This is a genomic window from Variovorax sp. RTB1 (genome assembly GCF_035018765.1).
Lineage (GTDB): Bacteria > Pseudomonadota > Gammaproteobacteria > Burkholderiales > Burkholderiaceae_C > Variovorax.
This window is the reverse complement of record NZ_JASJXG010000096.1, coordinates 1-5,209: the sequence shown is the minus strand read 5'-3', so window position 1 is coordinate 5,209 and position 5,209 is coordinate 1. Positions and strand designations below refer to the sequence as shown.

The following is a 5,209-nucleotide window of genomic DNA, read 5'->3' as shown; positions in this document are numbered from 1 at the left end:
GGTGAGAACTTGTTCGACTTGTTCATGGCTCAATCCTCTCAGAGTGTTGAGCCTCCTCAAAAACCGGGGCGATTCACAGGACAAAGGCAGCGAACTGACGCACTTCGGGCCGTAGCTTCCCCAGAATGCGGCTGCGTTGTTCCAGCTTGACCCCGAGGGACAGCACGGGGACCGTGGAGCCCGGAATGATTTCGCCGGTCTCGACGTTGACGTATTCAACGATCCTCTTGATTTGACCGGCCTTCGTCCGTTTGACCGTCAGGATGTCCATTACTGGAGACGTGTCGGTGTCGACTCGGTTCACTTTGATGGAACACGCGCAGGGCGTGCTGGTGCTGGTTCTGGTGCTGACGGAACGATGACGGGATCAGGGCGGCATGTATCGCAGCCCCAGCCCCCGAAGGTACAAAACGGGCGTGTGGTGTTCATGGGGTCCATTCGTGACAAAGCCCGCGCATGGCGGGCCTGTTGGGGTCGTGGGTGTTGGCGTGAGCCGGTGGGGCTCATGTCGCTACGCGATGTAGCGGCGTCGGGTGGCGACCTTCGGGCGGCGCTTTGGTGGGGGAGCTAGCTCAAGGCGCTTGCGTTCAATGCGGGCCTGAGCGACGGTGTCGCCGTAGGTCTCAGCCATGACGTGTTCGATGGACTGCCGGAATCCCAGGGTCACCGCGTCGACACCCAGGCCACGCTTGGCTGCTACGTCAGCGATGACGGCATTGATACGCTCTGTGGCGCGGGCGTTGCCAGGTCGGTGGTAGCAGTGCTGGGTGCGGTGTTCCACCTCTCGGTCAGCCTCAGAGTGGACGTGACGCAAGGCCGCCAGTGCAGCCTCGTGAGGCGCTGTGACACTGAAGGCACCCGTCTTGCGGATGCTTGGCAGGACCTCGCTCGTGACCCATCGCTTGAAGGCTTTTGCGGCTGGCAAGCGTGATCCGAGAATCAAGCAATAAAGCCCAGCTTCATTGACGATAGAAACGCTTTGCGGGCCACCAAGGGTCTGCACAGTCTGCAGCCCCTTGTCTTCGTCGTCGACAGTTCGGGTTGCCGCAGCGGTCTCGCTGTAGCCAAGGACCGCCGCCAGGTCAGCTGCGACAAACCACGGCTCCCCCGCGATGACAATAGAACGCACAGCTTCTGAATTGAAATTAAATGGAATGATGTTCATGGTTTGATCTGTTGAATGGGTTCGGCTTTCGGACTCTTTGGTTTCCCTGAGCTAATCCGGGCCTTGCTGTCGGCTTCGTGTTTGGCAATGCGCGGGGCAAGGTGGTCCCACAGGTCAACCCGGACACACAGCCCAGCGGCACTGACGCTGTAATCGGTTCCTTTGAGCCAGCCACGGCAGAGCAAGCGCTCCCCACACTCAAAGAAGACGCCTGCAACCGCTGCACTGAGTCCAAAGGATTCCAGGGCCGCGTGGTCCACAAGCCGTGAGTTCAGCAGGCCCGGACCAAAGGCCACAGCAGCGGGTGGCGGCGTCCAATAACTGACGGCCTCACGGGGCTTCGTGAAGTCGATGGGCGTCAGGCCACGAGTGATGCGGTCCTCATTGGTTGCCACCAGGACCAGCCTGCTGTGCTCGGCTTGGGCGTCCCGCTCGGCTTGAAGACGGGCCACTTTCGCCAGCTTCACTGCCTTCATGCGAAGCCCAGTTTTCACATATGCAGCCCGTTGGGCGGGTGACGCGGGCTTACCTGCCATGGTCACACCACTCGCCCATCCGCCAGGACCACACGGGTCTGCATGGCGGCTTCAGCCATCTGGTCGGCCCACGCCTCTCGCTCGGGCTGGGTCATGGAGTCGATGGGCTTGCGTACCGGGGCAGCACCTGCCACCAGCCGGCCATCGTGGGTCCAATAGGACTTGCCAGGTAGGTGAACGACTTGCATCACTGGTCGCGCCAGAAGTTGGGGTTGTTGGCGACACGGAATCGCTCGGCCTGCGCGGCGGCATGAATCTGTGACTCGTCCGGCAGTCGTGCTGCCGTGGTCAGCGTTGCCCGCTCTGCATTGCGATAGAAGGTCACCTTGTCTTCCACCAGTGCCTCCAGGTCCCGAGGTTTCCGGGTGCCTTCCTCGACGCCTTGGGCACAGATCAGCAAGTCACGGCGGTGTGGCTCGAATTCGGCCCCGTAGCCGGTGACGGCTTCACGCACCAAGGCGATGGTGGCGCTGCGGTCCAGCAATGCTGGCTCCAGGTCAGCGGCCATGGCTGCAAAGGTATTGGCGCGGTCCAGCTGTGGGGACGCGATGTAGCTGCCCGGCTTGGTGCCGGGTTGGTTGCCGATGGTGGTGGGCTGGGTGACTTGTTTCTTGGACATGGTAATTCTTAAATGGTGGAGGTGAAGCGGGAGATGGCACCCAGTGCGCTCATCTCATCAGCGGCGGCTTGGGCCTGTGCCGGTGTGCGGCCATTGAGGGCGTGGAACTGGATGTCTTCGTATGGCGTTGCCATGGCTTGAAGCTGTTCGTGGCTCACGTTGGCCTTGAACACGGTGGCGCCTTCGACATCCATGTCAGTGGTGATCGCACGTTCAAACTGAGCCCCGGTGAACAGAGCCTCACGGGCCACCATGCGCGAGCAATTCGCGCCCCGCAGGTTGGTGGATCGGAAGTCAGCGCGGTCAGCCTGCAGGCCCGTCAGGTCGACACCCAGGAATGACGCCTGAGCGAAACACGCGTCCATACCGATGGCGTTCTTCAGGGAGCCATGGAACACGGCGCGGTCAAACCGGCCTTTGGACAGCTTGGCGTCATCCATGCGGCCCATGAAGGTCGCGGACATCGCCAGGATGCCTTCCAGATAAGCGCCGGTCAGGTCGGCTTCAATCATGCGGAAGCTGAGGTCAACGCCGTCACGCACGGCTTGCTCGATGGCAGCACGGGGGCCACTGGGGGCCGGAAGATTCAAGGGGGAAGCGAAGGGGGTGGTGGAAACCAGGGTGAGCCAGGTGGTCATGTGTGTCTTTGCAAGGGAGGCCGGAATCCGTCCGGGGCGGTGTTGTTATGAAAGGGGGACGCGCAAAGAAAGACCGCCCCCAGCCGTGAAGCCAGGAGCGGTAAATGGTCCCTTGCGAGAACCCCAATGAAAAGGGAAGAGGGCGCCGCTGGGGCACCTTGCTATCAGTCGCGCTCGACGCCGAATGCTTGGGCGGCGTTGTCGCCTTTGACGACACGGAAGGTCCCGATGGCACTTAGCACCAGCATGGGATTCCGGCTGTCCAGTTGGGCGATGGTCTGGTAAGTCGCCGCTGCAGACTTGATCTGCACCTGTGCTTGACACATCAGGCCAAGGGGGCCAGTGCCGCTCAGGCTCAGGGTGGTGGAAGCGCCAGCCACCAGGGTGAAGTCGGCCGAGGTGTTGGCAGTGACTGCCGTGGCATTCAGTGCAGCCATCAGGTGACCGCGCCCAGTGGAATACCGGGCTTCACGTACAGCTTCGGCTCACCGTTGACGAACAGCGGTGAGCCAATCTTTGCTTGGTCCAGATCGTTCATTGCGACCTCGTAAACGGTCACCGGGACTCCCAGGACCGCTGCGTTCTCGGCGTCCAGCAGGATGGCCCTGACGTTGCCGCATTCACCCACGGCGGCGTGGGCCTTGATGGGTCCAGGAGCTGCGGGCTGGGTCGTCCCCAGGCGTGAATAGCTCTTTGATGTTGTCATGGTGTGTTGCGAAGGTGAGGTGCGTCGGTGACGGATCGAATGCGAAGAAGAATCCCCATGCGTGCGCGTGGGGGCAAAAGGAATCAAGTGGAGCGCTTGGCGGTCTTCGACATAGCAAGGAGGGCCTTGCGTCTCGTGCGCTGGTCCCGGCGCTTCGTCAGTGCCTTGGCGTTCACGGATTTCCAGCAGTCCTTGCAGACCAGCCGGTGGTGCGTGGAGTTGGAGCCCAGCGTGTAGAAGTCAAACAGGGGGCGGATTTGTCGGCACTGGCCCTTGCATAGCTGCGCGGCCGGCGCCGTGGTGGCGGTGTTCGTGGACATGGGTGTTCCTGCCGGCGGTGCCAGCAAATTGAATGCGAAAAAGGGGGACTGAGCGCATAGAGCGTCAGTCGGGCCGGGGTGCCAGTGCCGGGCGGTGAGCCGGGTGGTCTTGCGGACGAGCCAGCAGTCTTCGGGACTCCCGGGGTGACCTAGGTACCTGGGGTCTTCTACTCTCCACCACAATACTTTTCAGCCCTGAGTCATCGGCTGAAACTAGGGTCTTCATCCTGTAGGCGTTTAATCCCGGGCGGCCAATTCATCGGATGTAACTAGGGTCTTCATCCTGTGGCCGTTTACTCCCGGGTCGCCAGGTCATCGGCTGAAACTAGGGTCTTCATCCTGTAGTCAATTACTTTGGAGGCGGGGAAACAGGCTAGGTCTCACTCTCCCCTATCTTCATGATTGGCAGCCTTGGCGATGCGTTCCAGGGCGGCGTCGGCGGGCGCAGAGATGTCCAGGTCAGGGCTGGGAGCTTGGGTGGCTTGGGCGTCCCGGTGCTCCAGACGAATGTTCTTAGGGTGGGTGTGACCCGTCTTCGCTACTAGGGAAGACGCCCAGTTCTCTGCCAGCCACATGGCGTCAGAGCGGTCGCGGGCATCCATGTCGAACCCCTCGTTGGCGTACCAAGCACCAAAGGCTTGATTGGATGGGTACATGACCCGGCCTTCCAGCAACCCCCCGCCCACGTCGCGCCAGAGTTCCCGTTGCTCGGCGGCGGTGCGCTTGATGGTGGCCCAGGCTGCGGGGATATCTATCGCGGCGATAGATATCGTGGCCCAGGCTTGGCGGTCTGGAGGTCCCGGTAGTGCGCCATGACGTTCACCGGGTGGGTGTCGCCCGTTGTGAATTCAATTGACAACCAATGTTCGGCCATTTGCATGGCAGCAGCGCGGGTGCCTCGGGGGCTTGGGAGTCCCGGACCTGTGCGCGAATTTGATGCGGGTGAGTCATCCCAGGTGTGGACAGTGTCGACACCAACTCCCAGTTGGCAGCGAGCCACATGGCGCTCTGCTCCATGAGACTCATAGAGTAGGACATAGCCCACCAGCAGCATCGCCGGGGGCTTGGCGGTCTGGGGTCCCGGTGATGTGCTTGGATTTCCTTTGGGTCCGAGCATGTCGGCGTAATACTCCGACATGATTCCCAGTCGTAAGCGTCCCGTCACGGCATCTTGACGTCGCCCCAACGGCGATCGTTCACGTCAGCCCTGCGGTTTCCAGCAGTG

Annotated in this window: 10 protein-coding genes; all 10 read right to left on the bottom strand. The window is 61.6% G+C overall.

Annotation, left to right across the window (positions count from 1 at the left end; translation table 11 throughout):
- Nucleotides 1-73 precede the first annotated feature (73 nt).
- A complete protein-coding gene (locus tag QN397_RS26320) occupies nt 74-271 on the bottom strand; it encodes a hypothetical protein (RefSeq protein WP_323502466.1) in 198 nt (65 codons plus the stop codon).
- A gap of 240 nt (nt 272-511) precedes the next feature.
- On the bottom strand, nt 512-1,165 hold the full coding sequence (locus QN397_RS26315) for a Bro-N domain-containing protein (RefSeq protein WP_323502464.1): 654 nt from the start codon (nt 1,163-1,165) through the stop codon (nt 512-514).
- Nucleotides 1,162-1,641, bottom strand: coding sequence for a hypothetical protein (locus tag QN397_RS26310; RefSeq protein ID WP_323502463.1), 480 nt, complete (start codon nt 1,639-1,641; stop codon nt 1,162-1,164). The genes QN397_RS26315 and QN397_RS26310 overlap by 4 nt, the downstream gene beginning before the upstream one ends.
- A gap of 62 nt (nt 1,642-1,703) precedes the next feature.
- On the bottom strand, nt 1,704-1,889 hold the full coding sequence (locus QN397_RS26305) for a hypothetical protein (RefSeq protein WP_323502462.1): 186 nt from the start codon (nt 1,887-1,889) through the stop codon (nt 1,704-1,706).
- A complete protein-coding gene (locus tag QN397_RS26300; protein ID WP_323502461.1) occupies nt 1,889-2,320 on the bottom strand; it encodes a hypothetical protein in 432 nt (143 codons plus the stop codon). The genes QN397_RS26305 and QN397_RS26300 overlap by 1 nt, the downstream gene beginning before the upstream one ends.
- An 8-nt stretch (nt 2,321-2,328) precedes the next feature.
- Nucleotides 2,329-2,958 carry a pentapeptide repeat-containing protein gene (locus QN397_RS26295; RefSeq protein ID WP_323502460.1) on the bottom strand — a complete coding sequence of 210 codons (630 nt, stop codon included), beginning with the start codon at nt 2,956-2,958 and terminating at the stop codon, nt 2,329-2,331.
- A gap of 164 nt (nt 2,959-3,122) precedes the next feature.
- Nucleotides 3,123-3,395, bottom strand: coding sequence for a hypothetical protein (locus QN397_RS26290; RefSeq protein ID WP_323502459.1), 273 nt, complete (start codon nt 3,393-3,395; stop codon nt 3,123-3,125).
- Nucleotides 3,395-3,664: a hypothetical protein gene (locus QN397_RS26285; protein WP_323502457.1), complete on the bottom strand. Its 270-nt coding sequence runs from the start codon at nt 3,662-3,664 to the stop codon at nt 3,395-3,397. The genes QN397_RS26290 and QN397_RS26285 overlap by 1 nt, the downstream gene beginning before the upstream one ends.
- An 83-nt stretch (nt 3,665-3,747) precedes the next feature.
- The gene (locus QN397_RS26280) at nt 3,748-3,984 is read right to left on the bottom strand and encodes a hypothetical protein (protein ID WP_323502456.1); all 237 of its coding nucleotides are present in this window, start codon (nt 3,982-3,984) and stop codon (nt 3,748-3,750) included.
- A gap of 380 nt (nt 3,985-4,364) precedes the next feature.
- The gene (locus tag QN397_RS26275) at nt 4,365-4,640 is read right to left on the bottom strand and encodes a hypothetical protein (protein WP_323502455.1); all 276 of its coding nucleotides are present in this window, start codon (nt 4,638-4,640) and stop codon (nt 4,365-4,367) included.
- Nucleotides 4,641-5,209 lie beyond the last annotated feature (569 nt).

Bases quoted from the DNA above. Each gene is read 5' to 3' on its own strand.
- QN397_RS26320 (WP_323502466.1), bottom strand. From the start codon at position 271: ATGGACATCCTGACGGTCAAACGGACGAAGGCCGGTCAAATCAAGAGG.
- QN397_RS26315 (WP_323502464.1), bottom strand. From the start codon at position 1,165: ATGAACATCATTCCATTTAATTTCAATTCAGAAGCTGTGCGTTCTATT.
- QN397_RS26310 (WP_323502463.1), bottom strand. From the start codon at position 1,641: ATGAAGGCAGTGAAGCTGGCGAAAGTGGCCCGTCTTCAAGCCGAGCGG.
- QN397_RS26305 (WP_323502462.1), bottom strand. From the start codon at position 1,889: ATGCAAGTCGTTCACCTACCTGGCAAGTCCTATTGGACCCACGATGGC.
- QN397_RS26300 (WP_323502461.1), bottom strand. From the start codon at position 2,320: ATGTCCAAGAAACAAGTCACCCAGCCCACCACCATCGGCAACCAACCC.
- QN397_RS26295 (WP_323502460.1), bottom strand. From the start codon at position 2,958: ATGACCACCTGGCTCACCCTGGTTTCCACCACCCCCTTCGCTTCCCCC.
- QN397_RS26290 (WP_323502459.1), bottom strand. From the start codon at position 3,395: ATGGCTGCACTGAATGCCACGGCAGTCACTGCCAACACCTCGGCCGAC.
- QN397_RS26285 (WP_323502457.1), bottom strand. From the start codon at position 3,664: ATGACAACATCAAAGAGCTATTCACGCCTGGGGACGACCCAGCCCGCA.
- QN397_RS26280 (WP_323502456.1), bottom strand. From the start codon at position 3,984: ATGTCCACGAACACCGCCACCACGGCGCCGGCCGCGCAGCTATGCAAG.
- QN397_RS26275 (WP_323502455.1), bottom strand. From the start codon at position 4,640: ATGTACCCATCCAATCAAGCCTTTGGTGCTTGGTACGCCAACGAGGGG.